Genomic DNA, 22,917 nt, shown 5'->3' on the forward strand with positions numbered 1-22,917 from the left:
GAAGGAGACATGCAATGAAGCAGCAGAACAAGGTGTTCGTCGTCGGTGTCGGCATGACCAAATTCGAGAAGCCCGGGCGCAGGGAGGGCTGGGACTATCCGGCGATGGTCAAGGAAGCCGGCACCAAGGCACTCGAAGACGCCGGGGTTCAGTACCCGGAGATCGAACAGGCCTTCATCGGAAACGTCTACGGCGACTCGTGCTCCGGCCACCGCGCGCTCTACGAGCTCGGCCACACCGGTATTCCGATCTATAACGTCAACAGCAACTGCTCGACCGGTTCCACCGCACTGTTCATGGCGGCCAATGCCATTCGCAGCGGCCAGTCCGATGTGGTGATGGCCGCGGGATTCGAGAAGATGGAACCCGGCTCGCTGGGCATGAAATTCAGCGATCGTGAGTCGCCCCTGCAACCGCACATCATGGCGCTCGGTGAGCTGAGTCAGCCGCAGTTCCCGATGACGGCCTGGATGTTCGCCGCCGCGGCCGAGGAGTACATGCGTGAATACGGCCTCACCGCAGAACAACTGGCTTGGATCGGTTACAAGAACCACAAGCACTCGGTCAATAACCCCTACAGCCAGTTCCAGGACGAGTACTCGTTGGAGGACATCCTGAGCTCGCGGACCATCGTGGGCCCGCTGACCAAGCTGCAGTGCTCACCGACCTCCGATGGGTCCGCCGCCGCGATCGTGGCGAGTGAGGAGTTCGTCGACACGCACGGGTTGGCCGATCAGGCGGTGGAGATCGTGGGACAAGCCACCGTCACCGACCGCGAGGACACCTTTGACGGCACCGCCGCCGGCATTGTCGGTGCGAACATGAACAAGGCCGCCATTGCCAGCGTGTACGCGCAGGCGCAGATCGGTCCGGACGATCTGGATGTGGTGGAGCTGCATGACTGCTTCTCCGCCAATGAGATCTTGGTCTACGAGGCACTCGGATTCTGCGAACCGGGTGCGGCCGGCAAGCTGATCGACAACCAGGACACCACCTTTGGCGGTAAGTGGGTGGTCAATCCGTCGGGCGGGCTGATCTCCAAGGGGCACCCGCTCGGTGCCACTGGCCTGGCGCAGTGCGCCGAACTGAACTGGCAGCTGCGCGGCAAGGCGGACAAGCGCCAGGTTGCCGGCGCCGCGACCAAGGACGGCGTGGCCCTGCAACACAACATCGGGCTGGGTGGCTCGGTGGTTGTCACGGCATACCGCCCGGCCAACCGGTGACCGGTCCGGCCACGCTCTGCGCGGCGTTCCAGCGCACCGCCGCGCAGCATCCGGACCGCGTCGCGCTGCGCACTGTAGGTGGCGGTGTGGTGATCACGTGGCGCCAATATCGTGAACGGGTCCGCGAGATCGCTTCGGGCCTTGCCGGATTGGGTGTCGGTCCGGGGGACACGGTGGCACTGATGCTGACGAACCGCCCCGAGTTCCATCTGTGCGATACCGCGGTATTACATTGCGGGGCTACGCCCTTTTCGGTGTACAACACCAACCCGCCGGAGCTGTTGGGCTACCAATTCGACAACGCGGACAACCGGGTGGTCATCTGTGAACAGCAGTTCCTGCCTCAGGTGCGAAGCGCTGTCGGCCTCGGCGGCAAGGTCGAACACATTATCTGCGTCGACGGCGCGCCCGAGGGCACCCTTGACCTGCGATCGCTGCCGCCCGCAGCAGACTTCGACTTCGAGAGCGCCTGGAGGTCGGTGCGGCCCGATGACGTACTGACCATCGTGTACACCTCGGGGACCACGGGCCCACCCAAGGGCGTGGAACTGACCCACACCAACTTCATCGAGAACGCCCGCATCACCGAAGAAATGGGCCCGCTCGGGTTCGACGATCGGGCGGTGTCCTACTTGCCGGATGCCCATGCCGCCAATCGTTGGCTTACGCACTACCAGAATCTGTTGTACGGCCTGCAGATCACCACCGTGGCGGACCCCAAGGCGGTGCTCAGCGCACTCACCGATGTGCGTCCCACGCTGTTCCTGGGGGTGCCCCGGGTCTGGGTAAAGGCCAAGATGGGCCTGGACGCAGCGCTGCAGGAGGCCGGCCCCTTGCGCCGTACCTTGGCGCACTGGGCTATCGGTGTGGGCCGCCGGAAGGCGCGCGCGTCATCGGCCGGTGCCCGGCTGAGTGCGCTCGACAACATGACGCACGCCCTCGCCGATCGCCTGGTGTTGTCTTCGATCCGCGCTCGCATGGGTCTGGACCGGGTGAAGGTGGGTGCCAGCGGTGCGGCGCCCATCCCGGTCGAGGTTCACGAATTTCTTTTGGCGCTCGGCATACCAATCTGCGAGGGCTACGGCATGACCGAATGCACGTGCGCGGGAACGATCAACCGTGCCAGCCGAATCAAGATCGGCAGCGTCGGCATCCCGGCACCCGGCGTCGAAGTCTCGCTGGGGCCCGACGGCGAGGTGCTGCTGCGCGGCAAGAACATCATGCGTGGATACCGCAAGATGCCGGAAAAGACCGCCGAGACCGTCGACCCCGAGGGGTGGCTGCACACCGGCGACATCGGAGAGATCGACGCGGAGGGCTATCTGAAGATCGTCGACCGCAAGAAAGAGATCATCATCAACGAGGCCGGCAAGAACATGTCACCGACCAACATCGAGAACGCCATCACGGCCAATACCCCGCTGGCCGGGCCCGTGGCGGTGATCGGCGACCGGCGGCCCTACAACACCGCGCTCATCACGCTGGACCCCGAGGCATTGGCCCGGTTCGCCGAACGGCACGGCCTCACCGGGCGGCAGTCAGAGCTTGCCGAAAGCCCAGTCGTGCGGGCGGCAATCGACGAGTGTGTGCAGAACGCCAACCGCAGCTTGTCCCGCGTCGAACAGATCAAGACGTTCACGGTGCTGCCGGATGTGTGGGAGCCGGGATCGGAATACCTCACGCCGACAACCAAGCTCAGACGTAAGCCGATCGAGGAACACTACTGCGAGGTGATCGACGCGATGTACTAGGCCGCAGGGGCCAGCCCGGAGCGCGCGAACCGCCCGGCGGGGGAGAACCGCTCCAGGATGGCATCGGCGGGTTCCCCTGCCCATTCGGTGATGAGCTCCTTGGCGGCCTCCACGGAGGTGACCCGCTCAAACGGCTTCGGGTCGTCCAGGAGGCTGAACAGCTTGGAAGCGAATCCTTGATGCACGTGCCCGGCCGCGAAGAACAGATCGCCATAGTCGTGTAGTTCGTCGTCGCCGAGATAGAGCCTGGTGACCAACTGCGCGGCGCGGGCTCGCCGGTCGTAGAACTCCTCGAAAGCCGCGGTGAGCCAAGCGGTATCGAAGGGGCCGTCATGCGCGGCGGCCTTGTGTACCAGCGCGGCGGCCTGTACGAGACCGCCCTGCGCACCCTGCCCGGCAATCGGGTCGTAGGCCACCGCGGTGTCACCGAGTGCCGCGACGGGGTGTCCGCTCGCGGTATGGCCGACACCGTGGCGCACCAGCTGCGTCACCGCGCCGGTGATCCATGAGTGTGGGTCCTCCTCGATAACGTTGAGCGACAAGACCTCCGGCAGATCCCAGTCGATGTATTCGCGGTGTACATCGGTGACGGCCCGCAGCGCCGATGCCGCACTGTCGACCTCGGCGTAGCGGCGCTCCCAGTCGCTGCCGGGCTTGGCCCACGTCAAGAAGGACCATGACGGCCCGGCGTCCTTATGGAGATAGGGCCCCCACCAGGCCTCGCCCTGATCGGTGATGAACGAGAAGGCACTGTGTGCCGCGCCGGCGGTGCCCCGGTGCGCGAAGACGTCGGGCCCGTGGCCCAGACCGGCCACCGTCAGCATCAACAGCCGCCGCTGCGGGCGGTCGTACACCGTGCGGGAGGCATCCACCGGGAACAACGATGACAGCCCGCTACGTCCGGTCGCCACCAAGGTCAGATCATGCTCGGCGGCTATTCCGTCAAGGCGTTCCGGGTGCACCTGCTCCACGACGAATCGACCGCCACGCTCCTGGAATTGGGTGAGGCGGTCATCGGCCTTCAGCCGCGTGTCGACGGCAACACTGCGTGTACCGCCATCGAAGTCGGCGTCGAAGGCGATCACCTCCGGCCGGCCGGGCTCGGTGCCGTCGACAAGGCGCACGCTGAGCCCGCTGGCGGTGGGACCCGGCTCCAGGTAGCTGGTCAGTCCCAGGCTGGCCTCGGCGCGCTGTGCCTGGCCGAAGATGAGCGCGGTGCCGGTCGCGGGCACGTCTTCTCGCAGGCTCCGCTGGTTGCGGTCGCTATAGACGGTGACGTCAAAACCCTTGTCCAGCAGACCCAGTGCTGCGGTCGCGCCGGTTTGGCCCGCTCCGATGATAGCGGCCTTGCGTCCATGTTTCGTCGTCATGACGCCACTATCGGCGTGTGAACTTATGCGCGAAAGGCACCCGCTCACGGTGATTGCAAGGTCCATAATTCCGGTGTGCAAAATCCGCCCTATGTGGAGACGGGATACCAGTACGACCTGGTGACCAATGCTCTGCGTGACACCGGTCAGCTTGGACGGCTCAAGACCGGTATCGGGCTGTTGTGCTTCGTGATCGTGTTTCTGCAGGGAGTGACCCAGTTCTATCCGCTCGGCCCGCACGGCATCTGGCCGCGCGTCGTCCACGGCATCACCGCTGCATCGGCGGTGGTCGCCGGCCTGTGTTGGCTGAGCTTCTCGTGGCCGGGCCGCCGGGCGATGGCCGCGTTCGTGGTGTGGGCGGATGTCGCCCTGGCTGTCGGGGCCGCGCTGCTCTCCGACCCCACCGCCAGAATTTGCGCGATCGTGTATTTGGGTCCGGTCGGCCTACTCCCCACCTTCTTCCTCAGTAGGCGGGCACTGGTGGCGCACTGCGCGTTCGCCACGTCGCTGCTGGGGGCGGTGCTGGCGGTGAATGTGCTGTCCGGTGGGGCGCGGATGTTTGAACAGTTCTTTTACGCGGCTCCGGTGATCTCGGCGATCGTGTTGGTGCCCGCCGTCATCCAATTGGTTCTGGAGGGAGGCCGCGACTCGATTCTGTCCGCGGCATTGGCTGCCGACAGGGACCCGCTTACCGGTCTGTTGAACCGGCGGGGTGTGACCTCCGCAATGGACCTGCTGCATCGGGGCCGCCTGGACGCCATCGACATCGTCGTGGTGCTGATGGATGTGGACGGGCTCAAAGAACTCAACGACACCCACGGCCACGGCGCCGGCGATATGACTCTCAAGGCGGTGGCAGACATGCTCAAGGCCCGGACTCGGGTCGGTGAGATCGCGGCGCGTTTCGGCGGCGATGAGTTTCTGGTGGTCGCGTTTCCGGGCCGCGGGGAGGACATCGAATCGACCATTCGGCGCGTGAGTGCACCGCGAGCCGGTATCGACTACTGGACCGTCAGTGTGGGAGCCGCATGGCAGTCACGGACCGGAAACAAGGTCGACCTGGAATCGCTTGTGCAGCAAGCCGACCATGCGCTGTACGAGGCCAAGAAGACCCGCGGAATGCTGGACCCGCAGCGCTGAGGGTGCGAGTCAGCCGACGGGTGCGGCATAGGTCTGCCGACCGGCCAGGTAGGTGGCGCGCACCGAGATATCGCGCAGTGCCTGCGGGTCTACCGCGTGCGGGTCGGCGGATAACACCACCAGGTCGGCGTACTTGCCCACTTCCAGACTGCCGACCTCGTTGTCGAGATGCAGCTGCCAGGCCGCGTCGATGGTCTGGGCTCTTACGGCCTGCGTGACGCTGATCCGTTGTTCGGGGGCCAGCACACGGCCGGAGCCCTTGGCCGTGCGGGTGACGGCGGTGGCGATGTTGCCCAGCGGGTTCGGCGGGGACACGTTGCCATCGTTGTGAAACGAGATTCTGAGCCCGGCGTCCAGCGCAGATTTTGCCGACATCCAGTGCGCGCCATGGTCTTGACCGAACAGCTCGTCGATGAGTGGGTCGCCCCAGAAGTAGACATGTTCGATGAACAGGCTCGGATGCACACCCAGGCGTGCCGCGCGCTGGAACTGTGCGGGAGTCATCGCGCCCACATGTTCCAGGCGGGAGCGTAGCGAGGCGGGGGACTGGGCCTTCTCATACGCGTCGAGCACCACATCGATCGCGCGGTCACCGTGGACGTGACACGCCAGCTGCCAGCCCTGCTCGATGAAGGCCGTCGCCAGCTCGGTGACCTGGGCCGGCGTGTAGTTCATGCCGCCGTGATGGTGTGGCTCCAGGCCCATGCGGCGCGTAGCCGCGGTGTCCAGGTAGGGGAACGAGGTGAAAATATTTCCCTGCCAGGGTGATCCGTCTGCCCACAGCTTCATGCCGATCTGCGCGAACAGCTGATCGGCGCCGGCCGCCGGCCCGGCGACATGCGTGGGGTCCTTGGCCAGCTCGGGGGCGCCCATCTCATAGGCGCGGATGCGCAGTTTGACACCCGGATCGGCGGCCATCCTGCGGTAGAGGTCGCCCTGCTGCGCGGCGCTGTAGCTGTGCTCGCTGGCGGTGGCGATGCCCACGGCGGCCAGCTGCCCAAACGCCCAGTGCAGATTCTGGAAGGCGTTGGGCTCGGCGACATTCCGTAGATACGGCATTGCCAAGGTGGTCAGCGCGGCGGCCTCGCGAACCTCGCCGGTGAGCTCGCCGTCGGGTCCGTGGACGTATTCGGCGCCGACGGGATTGGGTGTGTCCCTGGTGATTCCGGCGAGCCGGAAGGAAGCTGTGTTGGCGTAGGCGGCGTGTCCGCTGTTGGCGACGATGATCACCGGATGGTCCGGAGCCAGCGCGTCAAGAATTGTGCGCGTAGGTAATTGGAGATCCGGCTGCAGCAGCACGTCGATGCCGTAGAGCAGTACCTGGGTACCCTTCGGGGTACTCCGGACGGTGTCGGCCAGCTTCTGCATGACCTGCTGACCGGTGGGAACGACGAAAGGGCGCACGTCCACGGCGGGCGGACCGAGGGTGGCGGCGATCTGGCTCGGGTGGCTGTGCGCCTCCACGAACGCCGGAAGCAGCGCCAGGCCGTCGAGCTCGATCACATCCGTTTGGGCACCGCGCAGCCTCATCACGTCCTGCCGTGAACCGACCGCGGCGATCTTGCCCTGGGCAACGGCCAGTGCCTCGGTCGTGGTGCCGTGCCCATCGACCGTCACCACCGGGCCACCGACAAAGATCAGGTCGGCACCGGTATCGGGATCGGTGGTGTCGTGGCCGCACCCGGCCAGTGCCGCCAGTCCCGTGGTGGCAGCGGTAGCGGCGGCTCCGCCGACCACGAACTGCCTCCGATTGATCGACATCGGAGTGCGGCTAGAGCACCACTACGGAGCGCAGGACCTCGCCATGGTGCATCTTTTCGAACGCGGCTTCGATGCTTTCGATGCCGATGCGCTCGGAGACGAATCGGTCCAGGGGCAGTCGGCCCTGTTGGTAGAGCGATACCAGGGTGGGGAAGTCGCGCTCGGGCAGGCAGTCGCCATACCAGGAGGACTTCAACGAGCCGCCGCGTGAGAAGAAGTCGATCAAGGGCATCTCGAGCGTCATATCCGGTGTGGGGACGCCGACCAACACCACCGTGCCGGCCAGATCGCGTGCGTAGAAGGCCTGTTTCCAGGTTTCGGGGCGGCCTACCGCGTCGATCACCACGTCGGCGCCGAATTCGTCGGTCAGTTCCTGGATCGCGGTGACCACGTCGTCGACCTTGCGGGCATTGATGGTGTCGGTGGCCCCGAAGTCCTTGGCCCAGGCCAGCTTGGTGTCATCGGTGTCGATGGCGATGATCTTGCGCGCCCCCGCCAACCGGGCCCCGGCGATCGCCGCATCGCCGACCCCACCACAGCCGATGACCGCGACGGTGTCGTCGCGGCCCACATTGCCGGTGTTCACCGCCGCGCCGAGTCCGGCCATCACGCCGCAGCCCAGCAGGCCCACCACGGCCGGATCCGCGGTCGGATCGACCTTGGTGCATTGCCCGGCATGTACCAGCGTCTTCTCGATGAATGCGCCGATGCCCAGGGCGGGGGTCAGCTCGGTGCCGTCGGTGAGTGTCATCTTCTGAGCGGCGTTGAAGGTGTCGAAGCAGTACTGCGGCCGCCCGCGCTTGCAGGCCCGGCACACCCCACACACCGCGCGCCAGTTCAGGATCACGAAATCGCCCGGCTCGACGGTGGTTACGCCTTCGCCGACGGTCTCCACAATCCCCGCCGCCTCATGGCCGAGCAGGAACGGGAACTCGTCGTTGATCCCGCCCTCGCGGTAGGTCAGATCGGTGTGGCATACCCCGCAGGCCTGCACCTTCACCACGACCTCACCGGGGCCCGGATCAGGGATCACGATGTCCACCAGCTCCACAGGAGCTTTTACCGACCGAGCGATCACACCGCGCACAGTTTGAGACATGCGCATGACGCTACAGTCCCAGGCATGGGTGCTCTCGACCTTGTCGCCGACTGGCCGGTATCCACAGTCGCTGCCGCGGTGGTGGCGCCGGAGGGCATCAGAGCCCAAATCGGGCCTGTGACCCAACAATTCGCCCTGGCGTCGGTGACCAAACCGCTGGTGGCCCGGGCCGCACAGGTGGCCCTCGAAGAGGGTGCCGTCGACCTCACGACCCCGGCCGGGCCGTCCGGTTCCACCGTCGAGCACCTGCTGGCGCACGCGTCGGGCCTGTCACTGCTTTCCGGCGCCGTGATGGCCAAACCCGGAACGCGGCGGATCTACTCCAACTACGGCTTTGCCGTTCTCGCGCATGCGGTCGAGGCCGGTGCCACCATCGAGTTCGATGCGTATCTGCGCGAGGCGGTGCTCGAACCGCTCGGTATGAGCAGCACCACGCTGCCCGGCGGGGCCGATACCGCCGGATACGGCGCGTCGTCGACCGTCGCCGACCTGGCGGCCTTCGTGGGTGATCTGCTGCGGCCACATCTGGTCAGCGCCGAAACGCATCAGCGTGCGACACATGTCGTCTTTCCGGGGCTGGACGGGGTGCTGCCGGGTTACGGGGTGCAGCGGCCCAACGACTGGGGCCTGGGTTTTGAGATCAAGGGAAGCAAGCTCCCACATTGGACGGGCGCCGAGAACTCCCCGGCCACCTACGGCCACTTCGGTCAGGCCGGCACGTTTATCTGGGTGGATCCGGCCGTCGACCTCGGACTCGTGGTGCTGACGGATCGGCCCTTCGATGGCTGGGCCAACCAGGTGTGGCCGCAGCTGTCGGATGCGGTGCTGGCCGAATTCGGCTGAGAATCAGATCTCAAACTCTCAGGAAGCCGTTACCTCAAATTCGTCCGTGGGACTGGCGCAACACGCGCACCACAGGGCACAATGGTGTCACAAGGCACATTGATGTAATTCGGTAACACGCTCCAGAAGCTTCGCGAGTCGTTGGGGAAGACGTCCTCGTCGAAGACAAAGGAGCACTACGAATGCACGCGTCGCCTCAGTTCGCCGACTCGACAACCGGCGTGGTGTATATCCATGCCTCACCGGCCGCGGTATGCCCGCATGTCGAGTGGGCGCTTACGTCAACGCTGACGTCGACTCCTTCGGCCCGCGGCCTGGAGACGCTCAAGCTGCGCTGGCAGGCTCAACCGGCCATGGCGGGGCAGTTGCGTGCCGTCACCAACTGGGTTGGCCCGGTCGGTACCGGTGCACGCCTGGCCAACGCGCTGCGCTCGTGGCCGGTGTTGCGCTTCGAGGTCACCGAGGACCCCAGCGAGGGCGTGGACGGTCAGCGGTTCAGCCACGTGCCGCAGCTCGGCATGTGGAGCGGAGCAACCAGCGCCAACGGCGACATCATGGTCAGCGAGATGCGGTTACGTGGGCTGATGGAGTCCGACCCCGGCAGCATCACCTCGGAGCTCGACAACATGCTGGGTACCGCATGGGATGACGCGCTGGAGCCGTACCGCAGTGGCGGCGACGGCGCCGAGGTGACCTGGCTGCGCGGAGTCGGTTAAGAGCCTTAGCTCTTGCTGGCGTTACCGACCAAGCGGCTCACCAGGAAAGCGACGTAGGCCAGGCCGCCGAGGCTGCCCACGATGCGGGTGCGCCGGAATGCCAGGGCCAAGCCGAGCAGGAGCTCGGTGAAACCGTTTTGGTACACCCAGCGGCGTGTGTCCTCCGGGAAGGCGACCTTGGAGATGGACTCGAACGGCTGGGGCGCGACGAAATGCGCCACGCCGGTGGCTGCCAGACCCGCGCCGCCCGCGCGGAATCCGATGCGGATCAGATTCGCGATGAGGACCGAAAGTCGCTCGAAAAGACTCGGGCCGACCTTCGTCGTCACGAGCGTTGCGGTCGGCTGACCGTCGACGAGCAACTTGAGTGCTTTCTTGCGCCGAAGTGCCATTCCCCAGACTCCCTTGTCAATTATGTGAATGAAGCGTCACTCTAACAGTACGGGCCTGGTTAGGAATGGGCTTGCCGGGCGGCGGGTCGGAGTCCGTCCATCAAGAGATTCAGTAGGCGATCGGCCTGGGCTTCCTGCTCGGGCCGGGGGGCCACGGTGAAGATACCGATGAGGGAGGCGGCGATGTCTTCGGCCGTGACATCGGCGCGGAGGTCGCCCGCCGCGTGACCGGCATCGAGGATGGTGGTGACGGCCTTAAGTAGTTCGGCCCGGGTCTCGGCGTGGCCAATGTGGCCGGATTCGATCATCGTGTGCAGTGTGTCGAGCATGCCGTTCTTGGTCGCGATCCAGTCCCCGAACGAGTCCATCCAACGCCGCATTGCCGTGGCCGGAGGTAGCTGCCCGAGCAGCTCGTGGGCGCCCGTGGTCAATCGCACCACCTGGTCCCGGTAGACCGCGTCCACCAGCGACTCGCGGGTAGGGAAGTGCCGGTAGAGCGTGGCGATGCCGACCCCGGCCTGACGGGCGATGGCACGCATCGACGGCTCGGAGTCGGCGGACGCGAACGCTCGGGTCGCCGCCGCGAGCAGTTGGTCGCGGTTCCGGGCCGCGTCCGCCCGCGGCGTGCGCAGCTCAGCCTCGGACAAAGCGGATCACGCTCCGTTTATGTTACGGTCGCTCATGTAAACGGAGCATAGTCCGTTTATCTACGTTTCTTCGATCCCAAGGAGGCGGCGCATATGCGGGCCGTGCAACTCGATTTTTTCGGCGGACCCGAGCTCCTGGCTGTCCGTGAGATTCCTGCTCCGCAGGCCGGTCCGGGACAGATCCGGGTGCGGGTCACCGCGGCCGGCTTGAACCCGATGGACTGGATCATCACCGCCGATGCGGACACCGCCGCCCGCTTCGGCCTGAGTCTTCCGGTCGGGTTTGGGACCGATTACGCGGGCGTGATCGACCAGGTCGGTGACGGGGTGTCCGGCTTCGCGGTGGGCGACCGGGTATTCGGGGGCGCGTTGTCCCGCGCGGTGGCCGACTTCGTGTTGATCAATGTGACCGGGGGGATCGCGGCCGAGGAGGCGCATCACATTCCCGACGGTATCGACGACCGCACCGCCGCAACCCTGGCGATCGCCGGTCGTACCGCGTCGGCGGCCCTGGCCGTGGTGAACCCGGGCCCGGGTGACACGGTGTTGATCGGCGGGGCCGGCGGCGGGGTTGGCGTCTTCGCCGTCCAGTTGGCCCGAATCGCCGGAGCGCGCGTGATTGGCACGGGATCGGCGACATCGGCCGATTTCCTGCGCGGCCTGGGGGCCGAGCCGGTCGCCTACGGTGACGGCCTGGCCAATCGGGTCCGAATACTCGCTCCCGGCGGCATCACCGCGGCCATCGACCTGCATGGAACGGAAACTGTTTATGCCGCAAGGGAACTCGGAGTACCGGAGAGCCGGATTTGCACCATCGCCACACAGGTGGAAGGCATTTCGGCAGCCAACGGCGCGAACGCCGCCGAGGGCGCGCTGGAGGAACTCGCCCGGCTGATCGCCGCAGGCCAACTTCGGGTGCCAATCGCCGCGAGCTTCCCGTTGGCGCAGATCCGCCGCGCGGTTGAACTGCAGGCCGGTCGGCACGTGCACGGCAAGATCGTCATCGACCTCTAGTTGTGTGGCCTAGGCGTCCGCCTGCCGGGCGGTGACGTCGATGCCGAACGTCTCCACCAGGAAGCTCACGATCGCCGGCGTGACCCGTCGCGGCCAAAACCGCAGGGTGGCCAGGGTTCCGGCCGAAACAACTTGCGCACCAACGATATCGACGGCCAGGCTATGCGCGTCCGACGCCGGATGTAGCGGGTCGGCGGTCAGCGAGAGGATCATCGTGGGCACGTTCACCGACCGGCGTACCGCCCGCGGCGGGGCCATCCGGCCCACCAGCATCCCCCGCATGAACGCCGCTGATCGCGCCGGGGGAGCGGTCAGGAAGGCGCGGATCAGGCCCAGGGTGGGTTGTTCGGTCTCCGGGAACGAGCGGGCCACCGCACCGGCCAGCCACACGAGCGGACGGCCCAGAGTGAACAGCGTGAGCCCGGCCGACCACAGATATCCGGCGGCACCGATGCCGTGCTCCAGGAAGGGCCCCTCCAACAGCAGGCCCGCCACCCGCTCGGGCGCCAGCGCCGCGGCCTCGATGGAAATATTCGCGCCGACGGAGGTGCCGCCGAGCACCGCGCGTTCGATGCCCAGGGCATCCAGGGCGCCGATGAGCTGACGGCCCAACGCCTGCGAGTTATACCGGTCGGGCTCCAACGGGCGCTCGTCGGCGGTGGTACCCAGCAGGTCCAGGCAGATCACCCGGAAGCCGCGTGCCGCCAATTCCTGGGCCCACGCGTGCTCCAGGTAGTGCGAGGTGAGAAAGGCGTGAGACAGCACCACGACGCGGTCCCCGGAACCGAACTGGCGATATGCCAGCCGGTGTCCGTCGACGGAGATGGACGTGCGCCGGTGCTCCGACATGCAGGGTCTACAGCGGGATGTTCTTGTGACGGCCGCGGCGCGAGGGCGCCTCGGCCAGCGCGCGGGTCAGTACCGCGCGGGTCTGCGACGGCTCGATCTCCTCGTCGACCACGCCGATCTCGATGGCGCGATCCACGCCACCGGCGATCCGCTCGTGCTCGAGCGCCAGCTCCTCGTGCAGCGCCTCGCGCTCCTCGGGTGCGGCGGCGGCGAGTTGCTTCTTGTGCAGAATGCCGACGGCGGCCTTGGCGCCCATCACGGCGACCTCGGCGTCCGGCCAGGCGAACACCTTGGTGGCGCCCAGCGAGCGGGAGTTCATGGCGATGTAGGCGCCGCCGTAGATCTTGCGGGTCACCAGCGTGACGCGCGGAACGGTGGCCTCACCGAACGCGTGCAGCAGCTTGGCGCCGCGGCGCACCACGCCGCCCCACTCCTGGCCCACACCGGGCAGGTAACCCGGCACGTCCACGAGCACGATCAGCGGGATGCCGAAGGCGTTGCACAGGCGCACGAAACGTGCTGCCTTCTCGGCGCTTTCGGAGTTCAGGCAGCCGCCCAGACGCAGCGGATTGTTGGCCAGCACGCCGACGGTACGTCCGGCCAGCCGGCCCAGGCCGATGACCATCGAGGGGGCCCACTTGCCCTGGAACTCTTCGAACGGGTCGTCCCCGTCGAGCAGCGCGTTGACGATCGGGTGCACGTCGTAGGCGCGCTTGGCCGACTCGGGGAGCAGGGCGCGCAGATCGGTGTGGTCGGCCTCGGCGCGGCCCCGGTCGAAAACGCCTTGCTGGCAGAAGAAGCCGACCAGCTTGCGGCCGCGGGCGTAGGCGTCCAGTTCATCGTCGGCGACGATGTGGCACACACCCGACTTCTTGTGGTGGGCATCGGGGCCACCCAGGGTCGCCATGTCGACGTCCTCACCGGTGACGCTGCGGACCACGTCGGGCCCGGTGACGAACACGCGGCTCTCCGGCGCCATGATGATGACGTCGGTCAGGGCCGGGCCGTATGCCGCGCCGCCGGCGGCGAAGCCCACGACCACCGAGATCTGGGGGATGTAGCCCGAGGCCCGGATCATGGCCTCGAAGACCAGCCCGACGGCGTGCAGAGCCTTCACACCCTCGGCCAACCGCGCACCGCCGGAGTGCCAGATACCCACGATGGGGCTCTGCTCCTCGATGGCGGTGTCGTAGGCGTTGACGATGTGGCGGCAACCCTCGACACCCATGGCGCCGCCCATGACGGTGCCGTCGGTGCAGAAGGCGATGGTCCTGACTCCGTTGACCGTGCCCGCGGCGGCCAGCACACCCGAGCGGTCACGCTCATGCAGCAACTCGACGCTGCCGTCATCGAAGAAGGTGTTAAGCCGTAGCAGGGGGTCACGCGGATCGAGTGATTCGTCGATGGCCTCGGGAGCCAGGATCGTCATCTTCAGCCTCTCTGGTTCTTAATACTTGCCAAAGGCAAGCGCGACGTTGTGCCCGCCGAATCCAAACGAGTTGTTGATCGCATACTTAAAATCCCCGTGACGAGGCTCGCCCGCAACGACATCCAGGTCGATTTCGGGATCAAGGTTGTCAAGATTGAGCGTCGGGGGGATAACACCGTCACGCAGAGCCAGCACAGTAAGCACGGACTCCAACGCGCCGACGGCGCCGATCGAGTGGCCGAGCGCCGACTTTGGCGCGTAGACCGCGGCGTGCTGTACGCCGGCGACGTGAATGGCGTTGGCCTCGGCGACATCGCCGATCGGGGTGGCCGTGCCGTGAGCGTTGATGTGGTCAATGTCCTTGGGGGACAAGCCTGCTGTCTGAATTGCGCGGGTCATGGCCGCGCCGGCGCGAATGCCGTCGGGGCCGGGAGCCACCATGTGGTACGCGTCGGAGGTGATACCGGCACCCATCACGCGGCCGATGATCTGTGCGCCGCGAGCCTTGGCGTGCTCCTCGGTCTCGATGACCATGAGAGCACCGGCCTCGCCGAACACGAATCCGTCGCGGTCCTTGTCGAACGGGCGAGAAGCCTTCTCCGGCTCGTCATTCCGCGTCGACATGGCGCGCATCATGGAGAACGCGGCGATGGGCAGGGCTTCGATCATGCCCTCGACACCACCGCAGACGATCATGTCTGCATCGCCCATCACGATCTGGCGCCACGCGTGCGCGATGGCCTCGGAGCCGGAGGAACACGCCGACACCGGCGTGATGACACCCGCGCGGGCGCCGATCTCCAGGCCCACCACCGCGGCGGCACCGTTGGGCATGCACATCTGCACGGCGAGGGGCGAAACCTTGCGAATGCCATGCTCGTTCATGGTGTCGTAGGTTTCGACGATGCGCTCGCCGCCGCCGAGCCCGGTACCGATGACGACACCAAGGCGGTCCTTGTCGATGTCATCGGGCGAGCCGGCGTTCTGCCACACCTGACGGCCTACGTGCAGCGCCATCCGCTGCACGTAGGCCATCCGGCGAAGTTCCAACCGGGTCATGTGGTTATCGATGGGCTCCTTGAGGTGCCCACCGATCCACACCGGCAGTCCGAACTTCTCGACGAATTCGTCCTCGAGAACCTCGATACCGCTCTCCCCGGCGATCAGTCCCTTCCACGTGCCCTCGATGTCAGGCGCGATAGATGTCGTTGCGGCGAGAGCCGTCACAACGACGTTGGGGAAGCCACCGTTGGCAGTGGAAGGGAGTGTCACTTGTCGGAGCCCTCCAGCTGCGCGCGGATGTTGGCCGCGGCCTCGGGGTTCTCCTGCTCGAGCTTCTCGATGTAGTTCACGACGTCACCGACGGTGCGCAGTCCGGCCAGGTCCTCATCGGGGATCTTCACGCCGTACTTGTCCTCGGTCTGGACGGCGATCTCAACCATCGACAGCGAGTCGATGTCCAGATCGTCAACGAACGACTTCTCGAGGGTGACCTCGGAAGGCTCGATACCGGTGACCTCTTCGATGATCTCGGCGAGACCGGCGACGATGCGATCTTTTTCTTCTGCGGTGGCCACTCGGTGGCTCCCTTCGGTGTTATGGACTGCGGATGCAGCCCTGGGGTGAACTCTGTTATCTGGAACTGGACGAGAGGGCGGCTTTGCCCGCCCATCCGGGGTACTGCTAGTTGGCCGCTTAGAGCTCGGCCAGTGCTTCTAGATCTTCGGGGGTCTTGAGAGCGTGGTTGGGAACCCCGCGCATCTCGCGCTTGGCGATGCCGGACAGCGCCCCCGAGGGCGGCAGCTCCACCACGGCGGTCGCTGCCGGGGTGTCGTTGGCTGTCTTGAAGTACTCGGTGCACAGATCCCAGCGCACCGGCGAGGTCATCTGGTTGACCAGCTTGGCCATGGCGTCGGCACCGGAGGTGACGGGGGAGCCGTCGAGGTTCGACAGCAGCGTGACGGTCGGCTCGGACGGCGTGATGGCGGCGGCCGCGGCGGCGTAGGCCTCCTGCGCGGGGGCCATGAAGTGGGTGTGGAAGGCACCGGCGGTGGCGAGCTGGCGTACGCGGGCCTTGGCCGGCGGATCCTCGGCCAGCTTCTCCAGCGCCGTGATGCGGCCGGCGGCGACGATCTGTCCGACGGCGTTGCGGTTGGCGGGAACCAGTTCGAGGGCTTCGAGGCGCTCCAGCACCTCTGCCTCGTCGCCGCCCAGCACAGCAGACATACCGGTGGGGTCCAGCGCGCAGGCCTTGGCCATCTCGGCGCCGCGGGTGGCGGCCAGGGTGATGGCCTCATCGGCGGAGATGACCCCGGCGATGGCATAGGCGGCGATCTCGCCCACGGAGTGGCCGGCGACGATGACTTCGCCGCTGGCGATTTTCCCGTTGAGGTGACCGCGCTTGTTCAGCTCGTCATAGGCCAGCAGCGTCAGTGCGACGACCAGCGGCTGGGTGATGGAGGTGTCGGTGATCTCCTCGGCGGTGGCGGTGGTTCCCAGGCGCACCAGATCGAGTCCGCTGGCTTTCGACCACTGCTCGACCTGATCCGTGGCACCGGGCAGTTCGAGCCACGGGGTCAACATGCCGGGAGTCTGGGATCCCTGTCCGGGAGCGAGCAGTGCAATCACGTGTTTAAGAGAACACTGTGAAGGGCCGTTCGCGCCGTGTAAGAGAAAATGAATCTTGTCTTAAGTATTTGTGGGATGCCTACAAAAAGTCATCCATTGCGACCCGATCTATACCGTCTCGCAATGTGGGACCTCGCAGGTGACCGGCCAGTAGCCCTTCTAAGTCTTGATGACATTAATTGTGACGGGTGTGACTCCTGGTTCAGGAGTGAAGGCGTCGGCATGGTCCTGGGCCAGTCTGCCGACGGTTGCCGCGACGCGCAACACATAGGCATCACGCGGGGACGTTGGGTCCCTTCCGGTGAAATCGGTGATTCGCTTGAGTCGATAACGGACGGTGTTTGGGTGAACAAACAGTGCCCGCGCGCACGCCTCGATGGCGCCGCCGGAATCTAAATAGGCGTCCAGCGTTTCCGTGAGCGCTGGGCCGGCGTCGGCCAGCGGACGCATCACTTCGGTATTGAGCGCCGCGATGGCGGCCTTATCGCCCAGTAGGGCGCGCTCGGGCAGCAGCTCGCGCGATGAGACCGGGCGCGGCGCGCCGCGCCATCCCGAAACCGCGTCCATGCCCGAGAGCGCTTCCACGGCGCTGGTGTGTGATGCGCTCAGTGATCCGGCGGTCGGGCCCACCACGACGGGACCGTCGGAGAAGACCTTCATCAGGTCGGCCAGGAACTTGTCGTGCGCAGTGATCGGACCCGACACGATGGTCAGCAGTCGGGTGCCCTGGATGACGGCCAGCGCTCCGCGTCCGTGGCGCTGCGCCACCTCGTGTACCAATGTGGTTGCGGTGGCGATGATGTCCGGGCGGGGCGTGCCGACGATGACGGTCGCCGGGGCGTTGGTGTCCCAGTTCAGTGCCGCCGCGCGCGACAGCATGTCCGGTCCGGTGTCGCCGCGCACCACCGCGTCGACCACGGTCGCCTCCAGCCGCGAATCCCAGGCGCCACGGGTCTCGGCGGCCTCGGCATAGGCGCTGGCGGCGCCAAAGGCCAGGTCACGGCTGTAGCGCAGGATGCCCTCGGTGAGCGTCACCAGCTGCTCGTCGTTGCGGGCGAGTAGGGGGAGCACCTCTTCGAAGAACTCCATCGCGGTGCGCACCATGTCCACCGAGTGCCGCAGTGCGATGCGTTTGGCCAGATCCTGCGGCACCACCTCGAAGGCTTGCATGGTGAAGCCGACGGTGCCCTCGGGGTCGCGGATCCACTCGACGAAGTTGTTGATCGCCGTCTGGACCACCAGTGCCACGCTGGCGCGCTGCGAGGCCTCCAGGTCGGTGAAGAACGGCAGCCGGTCCTCCATGACGTGCACGGCCTCGGTGGACAGGCGTCCGGAGTACTGCTTGATCCGGTGTAGCAGCGCTTCGGGGACCTCGGCGCGCTCCCGGGGTTTACGTGCGGCACGAAACCCGCGGGGAGCGGTGGCCGGATTGTCGGGCATCCCTAAAAGATACCCGCGATTCCTAGTGGGAAACTGCTAAATTCTGGGCTAGTCGCGCAGTGCGCGTCGAATGCTGTCGAGGGCCATCTCGAGGCTGTCTCGCAAGACGGTGATGTCCATGGTGGCCCGTCCCATCAGCATGCCGCCCTGCAATGTCGCGAGAACCGCCGCGGCGAGCCGTTGCGGATCTTCATGCGGGTCAAGGTGACCGCGATCCTGCATCCGGATCAGCCCGTCCGCAAGCAACGACTGCCACTGTCCGAACGCCGCGGCCAGCGCCGGCTGATACGCCGGATCGTTCTTGAGTTCGGCGGCCATGCTGCCCAACGGGCATCCGAACGGGCCTCCCGGCACGTCGTGGTTGGCCAGGATCGCCTGGGCCCATTGCTCGACACCGTCCATCGAGTCGATCTGGGTGAGCGTGGGTTGTGCCGCCAAGACCAGCTCGGTCTGACGCTCCACGACCGCCTTTACTAATTCGGACCTGTCCTTGAAGTAGTGATACAGCTGCGATTTGCCGGTGCTCGAGGCGGCCAGGATGTCGTCGAGACTGGTTGCCGCGACGCCCTTTTGGTACATCATCTGCGCGGCCGCATCGATGATGGCCGCGCGGGTGCGGCGGCCGTGTGCGGTCGCGGGGAGCTTGGCGGCGCTTGGTGGTGACGACTTACCTACCATCCCGGACAACATTAGTTGCGGCCCTGGCGTGCCTGAACCGCGCTATCGAATAGTGGCCGCTCGGCGCCGGAAAAGCGATGATGATCGCCGAGAGCGCGGCCATCACCGGGTATTGGCTGATCAGCTGGTCAGAGCTCCAATACGTGAGCAGCGTCAACAGCGAGATGATGGCCGCCGGCTGAGGAAGCAGTCCCAACACCAGGACCGCTCCGAGCGCTACCTCCAGCACCGGTACCGCGACGCCGAAAAGGCCCGGCCATGCGCGCAGCACATTGTCCGAGAAGACGGTGAAGTACTGCGGCACACGCGTATTGGTCTGCGCGCTGTGGGCGATGAGCAGAATGTCCGCGCGTCCGAAATGCGCGCTGTACTTGAAGATTCCCTCGTGCAACCACAGCACGCCCAGCATCACCCGTGCCGCGCCAAGGGTGATCGGCGCGGCACGAGCGATCCATCCTGCGTGAGTTCTCACATCAACGCTGCCGCGCCGAAGGCCTCCTTGGCCTTGTCGCAATTGATCATGACCGTGTCGTACATCGACGCGTCCGTGTCGCTGAGCGTGAATGTCTGATCGGCTTTGTCCGAGGCAACCATGCCGAGCTCCTTGCCCGTGCTCACGGCGTTCTGGTCGGCGCCCTTCGTCAGGTAGATATGCAGGTCCGGGCCCTTGTCAGAAGAAAACCCGGTCAACGTGAGCTGCCCGTTGGCAAGGGTGGCGGTGCCGGCGACGTGCTTGCCGTCGATGCCGTTGAACGAGCCGGTACGCGTCTTGCCGGCCATGGCCTGGGACGTCGTGGCCGGCTGCGGAGATTGGGTGCTGGGCGAGGAGTCAGAGGCGGGCGCGTGACAGGCGGCAACGGTCAAGCCGATGCCCAGAAGTGCTGTGCCAGTAAGAACGGTGAACCGCATGGTGGATTCCTTCCGGGAGATGTGAGCGAGCGCCCTCGACTGTACCGATTAGTACAATTGATGTCGACAAAAAGAGCGAGCATGCTCAAATGTGCGGAAATCGGCTCGAAATCCGCACATTTGAGCATGCTCGCGGGGGGGGCTAGGCGCTGCCGGTGTCTTTATAGGAGACGTCGGCGGCCGACACATCATCGATCTTGTACTGGGCGGCCGCCGTGACGGCGACCTGGCGGTCGACCGAACCCTCGTCGGCCAATGCCTCGAGCACCGCGACGACGACCGACTCGGCGTCGGTGTTGAAGAACCGGCGTGCGGCGGGACGGGTGTCGGAGATGCCGAACCCGTCGGCGCCGAGCGTGCGGTACATCCCGGGCACCCACGGCCTGATCTGCTCGGGCACCGCGTGCATCCAGTCCGAGACCGCCACCTTGGGGCCCTGGGCGCCCTCCAGCGCCTTTGTCACGTACGGCACTCCCTTGGGGCGGTCCGGGTGACGCAGCGCTTGGTGATCGATCGCCAGGCCGTCCCGGTTGAGCTCACCCCAGGAGGTCACCGACCACACGTCGGCCGCTACATCCCACTGCTCGGCCAACAAGTCCGCGGCCCGCAGCGCGTCGGGCACCGACACCCCGGAGGCCAGGATGTTGGCCCGGTGCGTGCGCGCTTCGGGTGCCGCGCGGAACTTATAGATGCCGCGCAGAATGCCCTCGGTATCGACGTTCTCCGGCTCGGCCGGCTGCACGTACGGCTCGTTGTACAGCGTGATGTAGAAGTACACGTTCTCGCTGTTCTCGCCGTACATCCGCTGCAGGCCATGCTCGACGATGTGCGCGATCTCGTACGCGAACGCCGGATCGTAAGCCACCACAGCGGGATTGGTGCTCGCCAGTAGCAGCGAGTGGCCGTCGGCGTGCTGCAGGCCCTCGCCGGTCAGGGTGGTGCGGCCCGCCGTCGCGCCCAGCACGAAGCCGCGGGCCATCTGGTCGGCGGCGGCCCACAGGCCGTCGCCGGTGCGCTGGAAGCCGAACATCGAATAGAAGATGTACAGCGGGATCATCGGCTCGTCGTGGGTCGAGTACGCCGTGCCCACCGCGGTGAACGAGGCGGTGGATCCGGCCTCGTTGATGCCCTCGTGCAGGATCTGTCCCTGCGCGCTTTCCTTGTACGCCAACATCAATTCGGCATCCACCGAGGTGTACAGCTGGCCGTTGCGGTTGTAGATCTTCAGCGACGGGAACCACGAGTCCATGCCGAAGGTGCGGGCCTCGTCGGGGATGATCGGAACGATGCGGTTACCGATGTTCTTGTCGCGCAACAGTTCTTTGAAGGTGCGGACCAGCGCCATGGTGGTGGCGACTTCTTGCTTGCCCGAGCCCTTCTTGATCGAGGCATAGGTCTCCGAACCCGGCAGCGTGAGCGGGCGCGACGTGGTGCGACGCGACGGCACAAAGCCACCCAGGGCGCGGCGCCGGTCCAGCATGTAGCGGATTTCCGGAGCCTCGGGGCCGGGGTGGTAATACGGCGGCAGATAGGGGTTCTCTTCGAGCTGGGCGTCCGAGATCGGGATGCGCTGCTTGTCGCGGAAGTCCTTCAGGTCATCCAGCGTCAGCTTCTTCATCTGGTGAGTGGCGTTGCGGCCCTCGAAGTGCTTGCCCAGCGTGTAGCCCTTGATGGTCTTGGCCAGGATGACCGTCGGCTGGCCCTTGTGCTCGGTGGCCGCGCGGTAGGCGGCGTATACCTTGCGATAGTCGTGGCCGCCGCGCTTGAGGTTCCAAACCTGGGCGTCGGTAAGGTCTTTCACCAGTTCCTTGGTGCGCGGATCGCGCCCGAAGAAGTGCTCGCGGACGTAGGCACCGTCATTGGCCTTGTAGGTCTGGTAGTCGCCGTCGGCGGTGGTGTTCATCAAGTTCACCAGTGCGCCGTCGCGGTCGGCGTGCAGCAGGGCATCCCATTCGCGGCCCCACACCACCTTGATGACATTCCAGCCGGCGCCGCGGAAGAAGGACTCCAGCTCCTGGATGATCTTGCCGTTGCCGCGCACCGGGCCGTCGAGGCGCTGCAAGTTGCAGTTGACGACGAACGTCAGGTTGTCCAGGCCCTCGGTCGCGGCGATGTGTGCCAGGCCGCGCGATTCGGGCTCGTCCATTTCGCCGTCGCCGAGGAAGGCCCACACCCGCTGATCGGAGGTGTCCTTGATGCCGCGGTCACGAAGGTAGTGGTTGAACCGCGCCTGCATGATCGCGTTCATCGGTCCCAGCCCCATGGAAACCGTTGGGAACTGCCAGAAATCGGGCATCAGGCGCGGATGCGGGTAGGAGGGTAGGCCGCCGCCGGGGTGGCTCTTCTCCTGGCGGAATCCGTCCAGCTGATCGGTGGTGAGCCGGCCCTCCAGGAAGGCACGGGCGTAGATGCCGGGGGAGGCGTGGCCCTGGATGAATATCTGGTCGCCGCCGCCCGGGTGGGCATTTCCCCGGAAGAAGTGGTTGAAACCGACCTCGTAGAGGGCGGCCGAGGAGGCATAGGTCGAGATGTGTCCGCCCACACCCACGCCTGGGCGCTGCGCGCGGTGCACCATGATCGCGGCATTCCAGCGGATCCACGCGCGAAAACGGCGCTCGGTGTCCTCATCGCCGGGGAACCACGGCTCGTTCTCGGTGGGGATGGTGTTGACGTAGTCGGTGGACGTCAGCGCGGGGATGGCCACGCGGCCCGCGTTCGCCCGCTCCAGCAGCCGCAGCATCAGGTACCGGGCCCGGGCCGGCCCCGAGCGGGCCAGCAGGCCGTCAAACGACTCCAGCCATTCGCCCGTCTCATCCGGATCGATGTCCGGCAAGTATGACGCGACACCTTCGCGGATCACCCGGACACGTTCTGGATTCTCGGATGGACTTGGCACACTTGAATTTCCGGCCAGATCCTGGCGAGCGAACTCCGTGGTCAACTTTTCTGCTCCTTAGGGGTGGGGGTGCAGATCTCAGTCACAATCAGATCGGTATCCCCATCGTGCCCCAAGTCACTTGCTACTAGC

General features: G+C 66.0%; 21 protein-coding genes. 6 read left to right on the forward strand and 15 right to left on the reverse strand.

Features of this window, described 5'->3' with window-relative positions; genetic code table 11:
- Positions 1-14 precede the first annotated feature (14 nt).
- Together MAB_RS09540 and MAB_RS09545 are read left to right on the forward strand one after the other, a co-directional pair.
- Entirely contained in the window at positions 15-1,223 is a 1,209-nt protein-coding gene (locus tag MAB_RS09540) for a lipid-transfer protein (RefSeq protein ID WP_005067338.1), read from the forward strand.
- Positions 1,220-2,974 carry an AMP-dependent synthetase/ligase gene (locus MAB_RS09545; RefSeq protein WP_005110404.1) on the forward strand — a complete coding sequence of 585 codons (1,755 nt, stop codon included), beginning with the start codon at positions 1,220-1,222 and terminating at the stop codon, positions 2,972-2,974. Before MAB_RS09540 ends, MAB_RS09545 begins: the two co-directional genes overlap by 4 nt.
- Here the strand turns inward: MAB_RS09545 and MAB_RS09550 are convergent.
- Positions 2,971-4,344 (reverse strand): styrene monooxygenase/indole monooxygenase family protein, encoded by a 1,374-nt coding sequence (locus MAB_RS09550; RefSeq protein WP_005067341.1) that lies wholly within the window; start codon positions 4,342-4,344, stop codon positions 2,971-2,973. The two genes, MAB_RS09545 and MAB_RS09550, sit on opposite strands and share 4 nt — an antisense overlap.
- 75 nt (positions 4,345-4,419) lie before the next feature.
- Between MAB_RS09550 and MAB_RS09555 the strand changes: the two genes are divergently transcribed.
- Positions 4,420-5,484 carry a GGDEF domain-containing protein gene (locus MAB_RS09555; protein ID WP_005085215.1) on the forward strand — a complete coding sequence of 355 codons (1,065 nt, stop codon included), beginning with the start codon at positions 4,420-4,422 and terminating at the stop codon, positions 5,482-5,484.
- 9 nt (positions 5,485-5,493) lie between these two features.
- Here MAB_RS09555 and MAB_RS09560 read toward each other — a convergent pair whose 3' ends face one another.
- Positions 5,494-7,245, reverse strand: a complete 1,752-nt coding sequence (locus tag MAB_RS09560) for an amidohydrolase (RefSeq protein WP_005114225.1) — start codon at positions 7,243-7,245, stop codon at positions 5,494-5,496.
- Positions 7,246-7,255: 10 nt separating this feature from the next.
- The gene (locus MAB_RS09565) at positions 7,256-8,344 is read right to left on the reverse strand and encodes an S-(hydroxymethyl)mycothiol dehydrogenase (protein WP_005115042.1); all 1,089 of its coding nucleotides are present in this window, start codon (positions 8,342-8,344) and stop codon (positions 7,256-7,258) included.
- A 24-nt stretch (positions 8,345-8,368) separates the two neighbouring features.
- Between MAB_RS09565 and MAB_RS09570 the strand changes: the two genes are divergently transcribed.
- Together MAB_RS09570 and MAB_RS09575 are read left to right on the forward strand one after the other, a co-directional pair.
- Entirely contained in the window at positions 8,369-9,187 is an 819-nt protein-coding gene (locus tag MAB_RS09570; protein WP_005087566.1) for a serine hydrolase domain-containing protein, read from the forward strand.
- Between the two features lie 182 nt (positions 9,188-9,369).
- Positions 9,370-9,903 carry a DUF3145 domain-containing protein gene (locus MAB_RS09575; RefSeq protein ID WP_005085219.1) on the forward strand — a complete coding sequence of 178 codons (534 nt, stop codon included), beginning with the start codon at positions 9,370-9,372 and terminating at the stop codon, positions 9,901-9,903.
- A gap of 5 nt (positions 9,904-9,908) precedes the next feature.
- Here MAB_RS09575 and MAB_RS09580 read toward each other — a convergent pair whose 3' ends face one another.
- The gene (locus tag MAB_RS09580; protein WP_005067347.1) at positions 9,909-10,295 is read right to left on the reverse strand and encodes a DoxX family protein; all 387 of its coding nucleotides are present in this window, start codon (positions 10,293-10,295) and stop codon (positions 9,909-9,911) included.
- Between the two features lie 59 nt (positions 10,296-10,354).
- Positions 10,355-10,942 carry a TetR/AcrR family transcriptional regulator gene (locus MAB_RS09585; protein ID WP_005067348.1) on the reverse strand — a complete coding sequence of 196 codons (588 nt, stop codon included), beginning with the start codon at positions 10,940-10,942 and terminating at the stop codon, positions 10,355-10,357.
- 93 nt (positions 10,943-11,035) lie between these two features.
- On the opposite strand from MAB_RS09585, the gene MAB_RS09590 reads away from it, so the two are divergent.
- Positions 11,036-11,956 carry an NADP-dependent oxidoreductase gene (locus tag MAB_RS09590; protein ID WP_005093230.1) on the forward strand — a complete coding sequence of 307 codons (921 nt, stop codon included), beginning with the start codon at positions 11,036-11,038 and terminating at the stop codon, positions 11,954-11,956.
- Positions 11,957-11,965: 9 nt separating this feature from the next.
- On the opposite strand, the gene MAB_RS09595 is transcribed toward MAB_RS09590, so the two are convergent.
- The 10 genes from MAB_RS09595 to aceE form a co-directional block, all read right to left on the reverse strand.
- Positions 11,966-12,805 (reverse strand): alpha/beta fold hydrolase, encoded by an 840-nt coding sequence (locus MAB_RS09595; RefSeq protein ID WP_005085220.1) that lies wholly within the window; start codon positions 12,803-12,805, stop codon positions 11,966-11,968.
- 7 nt (positions 12,806-12,812) lie between these two features.
- Positions 12,813-14,234 (reverse strand): acyl-CoA carboxylase subunit beta, encoded by a 1,422-nt coding sequence (locus MAB_RS09600; RefSeq protein ID WP_005060587.1) that lies wholly within the window; start codon positions 14,232-14,234, stop codon positions 12,813-12,815.
- Between the two features lie 18 nt (positions 14,235-14,252).
- Entirely contained in the window at positions 14,253-15,506 is a 1,254-nt protein-coding gene (kasA, locus tag MAB_RS09605; protein WP_005060589.1) for a 3-oxoacyl-ACP synthase KasA, read from the reverse strand.
- Complete coding sequence (gene acpM, locus MAB_RS09610) at positions 15,503-15,811, reverse strand: meromycolate extension acyl carrier protein AcpM (protein ID WP_005060591.1); 309 nt, start codon at positions 15,809-15,811, stop codon at positions 15,503-15,505. The genes kasA and acpM overlap by 4 nt, the downstream gene beginning before the upstream one ends.
- Positions 15,812-15,929: 118 nt before the next feature.
- Positions 15,930-16,862, reverse strand: coding sequence for an ACP S-malonyltransferase (locus tag MAB_RS09615; RefSeq protein ID WP_005087565.1), 933 nt, complete (start codon positions 16,860-16,862; stop codon positions 15,930-15,932).
- Between the two features lie 159 nt (positions 16,863-17,021).
- The gene (locus MAB_RS09620; RefSeq protein WP_005085223.1) at positions 17,022-18,302 is read right to left on the reverse strand and encodes a PucR family transcriptional regulator; all 1,281 of its coding nucleotides are present in this window, start codon (positions 18,300-18,302) and stop codon (positions 17,022-17,024) included.
- A gap of 48 nt (positions 18,303-18,350) precedes the next feature.
- The gene (locus MAB_RS09625; RefSeq protein ID WP_005115862.1) at positions 18,351-18,980 is read right to left on the reverse strand and encodes a TetR/AcrR family transcriptional regulator; all 630 of its coding nucleotides are present in this window, start codon (positions 18,978-18,980) and stop codon (positions 18,351-18,353) included.
- Positions 18,970-19,452, reverse strand: a complete 483-nt coding sequence (locus tag MAB_RS09630; protein WP_005098137.1) for a DoxX family membrane protein — start codon at positions 19,450-19,452, stop codon at positions 18,970-18,972. Before MAB_RS09630 ends, MAB_RS09625 begins: the two co-directional genes overlap by 11 nt.
- Positions 19,449-19,889, reverse strand: a complete 441-nt coding sequence (locus MAB_RS09635) for a DM13 domain-containing protein (RefSeq protein ID WP_005085226.1) — start codon at positions 19,887-19,889, stop codon at positions 19,449-19,451. The genes MAB_RS09630 and MAB_RS09635 overlap by 4 nt, the downstream gene beginning before the upstream one ends.
- Positions 19,890-20,031: 142 nt before the next feature.
- Entirely contained in the window at positions 20,032-22,830 is a 2,799-nt protein-coding gene (gene aceE / locus MAB_RS09640; RefSeq protein WP_005110416.1) for a pyruvate dehydrogenase (acetyl-transferring), homodimeric type, read from the reverse strand.
- Positions 22,831-22,917 lie beyond the last annotated feature (87 nt).

Origin of the sequence: Mycobacteroides abscessus ATCC 19977 (genome assembly GCF_000069185.1) — a bacterium.
GTDB lineage: Bacteria > Actinomycetota > Actinomycetes > Mycobacteriales > Mycobacteriaceae > Mycobacterium > Mycobacterium abscessus.

Bases quoted from the DNA above. Each gene is read 5' to 3' on its own strand.
- MAB_RS09540 (WP_005067338.1), top strand. From the start codon at position 15: ATGAAGCAGCAGAACAAGGTGTTCGTCGTCGGTGTCGGCATGACCAAA.
- MAB_RS09550 (WP_005067341.1), bottom strand. From the start codon at position 4,344: ATGACGACGAAACATGGACGCAAGGCCGCTATCATCGGAGCGGGCCAA.
- MAB_RS09560 (WP_005114225.1), bottom strand. From the start codon at position 7,245: ATGTCGATCAATCGGAGGCAGTTCGTGGTCGGCGGAGCCGCCGCTACC.
- MAB_RS09565 (WP_005115042.1), bottom strand. From the start codon at position 8,344: ATGTCTCAAACTGTGCGCGGTGTGATCGCTCGGTCGGTAAAAGCTCCT.
- MAB_RS09570 (WP_005087566.1), top strand. From the start codon at position 8,369: ATGGGTGCTCTCGACCTTGTCGCCGACTGGCCGGTATCCACAGTCGCT.
- MAB_RS09575 (WP_005085219.1), top strand. From the start codon at position 9,370: ATGCACGCGTCGCCTCAGTTCGCCGACTCGACAACCGGCGTGGTGTAT.
- MAB_RS09580 (WP_005067347.1), bottom strand. From the start codon at position 10,295: ATGGCACTTCGGCGCAAGAAAGCACTCAAGTTGCTCGTCGACGGTCAG.
- MAB_RS09590 (WP_005093230.1), top strand. From the start codon at position 11,036: ATGCGGGCCGTGCAACTCGATTTTTTCGGCGGACCCGAGCTCCTGGCT.
- MAB_RS09595 (WP_005085220.1), bottom strand. From the start codon at position 12,805: ATGTCGGAGCACCGGCGCACGTCCATCTCCGTCGACGGACACCGGCTG.
- MAB_RS09600 (WP_005060587.1), bottom strand. From the start codon at position 14,234: ATGACGATCCTGGCTCCCGAGGCCATCGACGAATCACTCGATCCGCGT.
- MAB_RS09620 (WP_005085223.1), bottom strand. From the start codon at position 18,302: ATGCCCGACAATCCGGCCACCGCTCCCCGCGGGTTTCGTGCCGCACGT.
- MAB_RS09625 (WP_005115862.1), bottom strand. From the start codon at position 18,980: ATGGTAGGTAAGTCGTCACCACCAAGCGCCGCCAAGCTCCCCGCGACC.
- MAB_RS09635 (WP_005085226.1), bottom strand. From the start codon at position 19,889: ATGCGGTTCACCGTTCTTACTGGCACAGCACTTCTGGGCATCGGCTTG.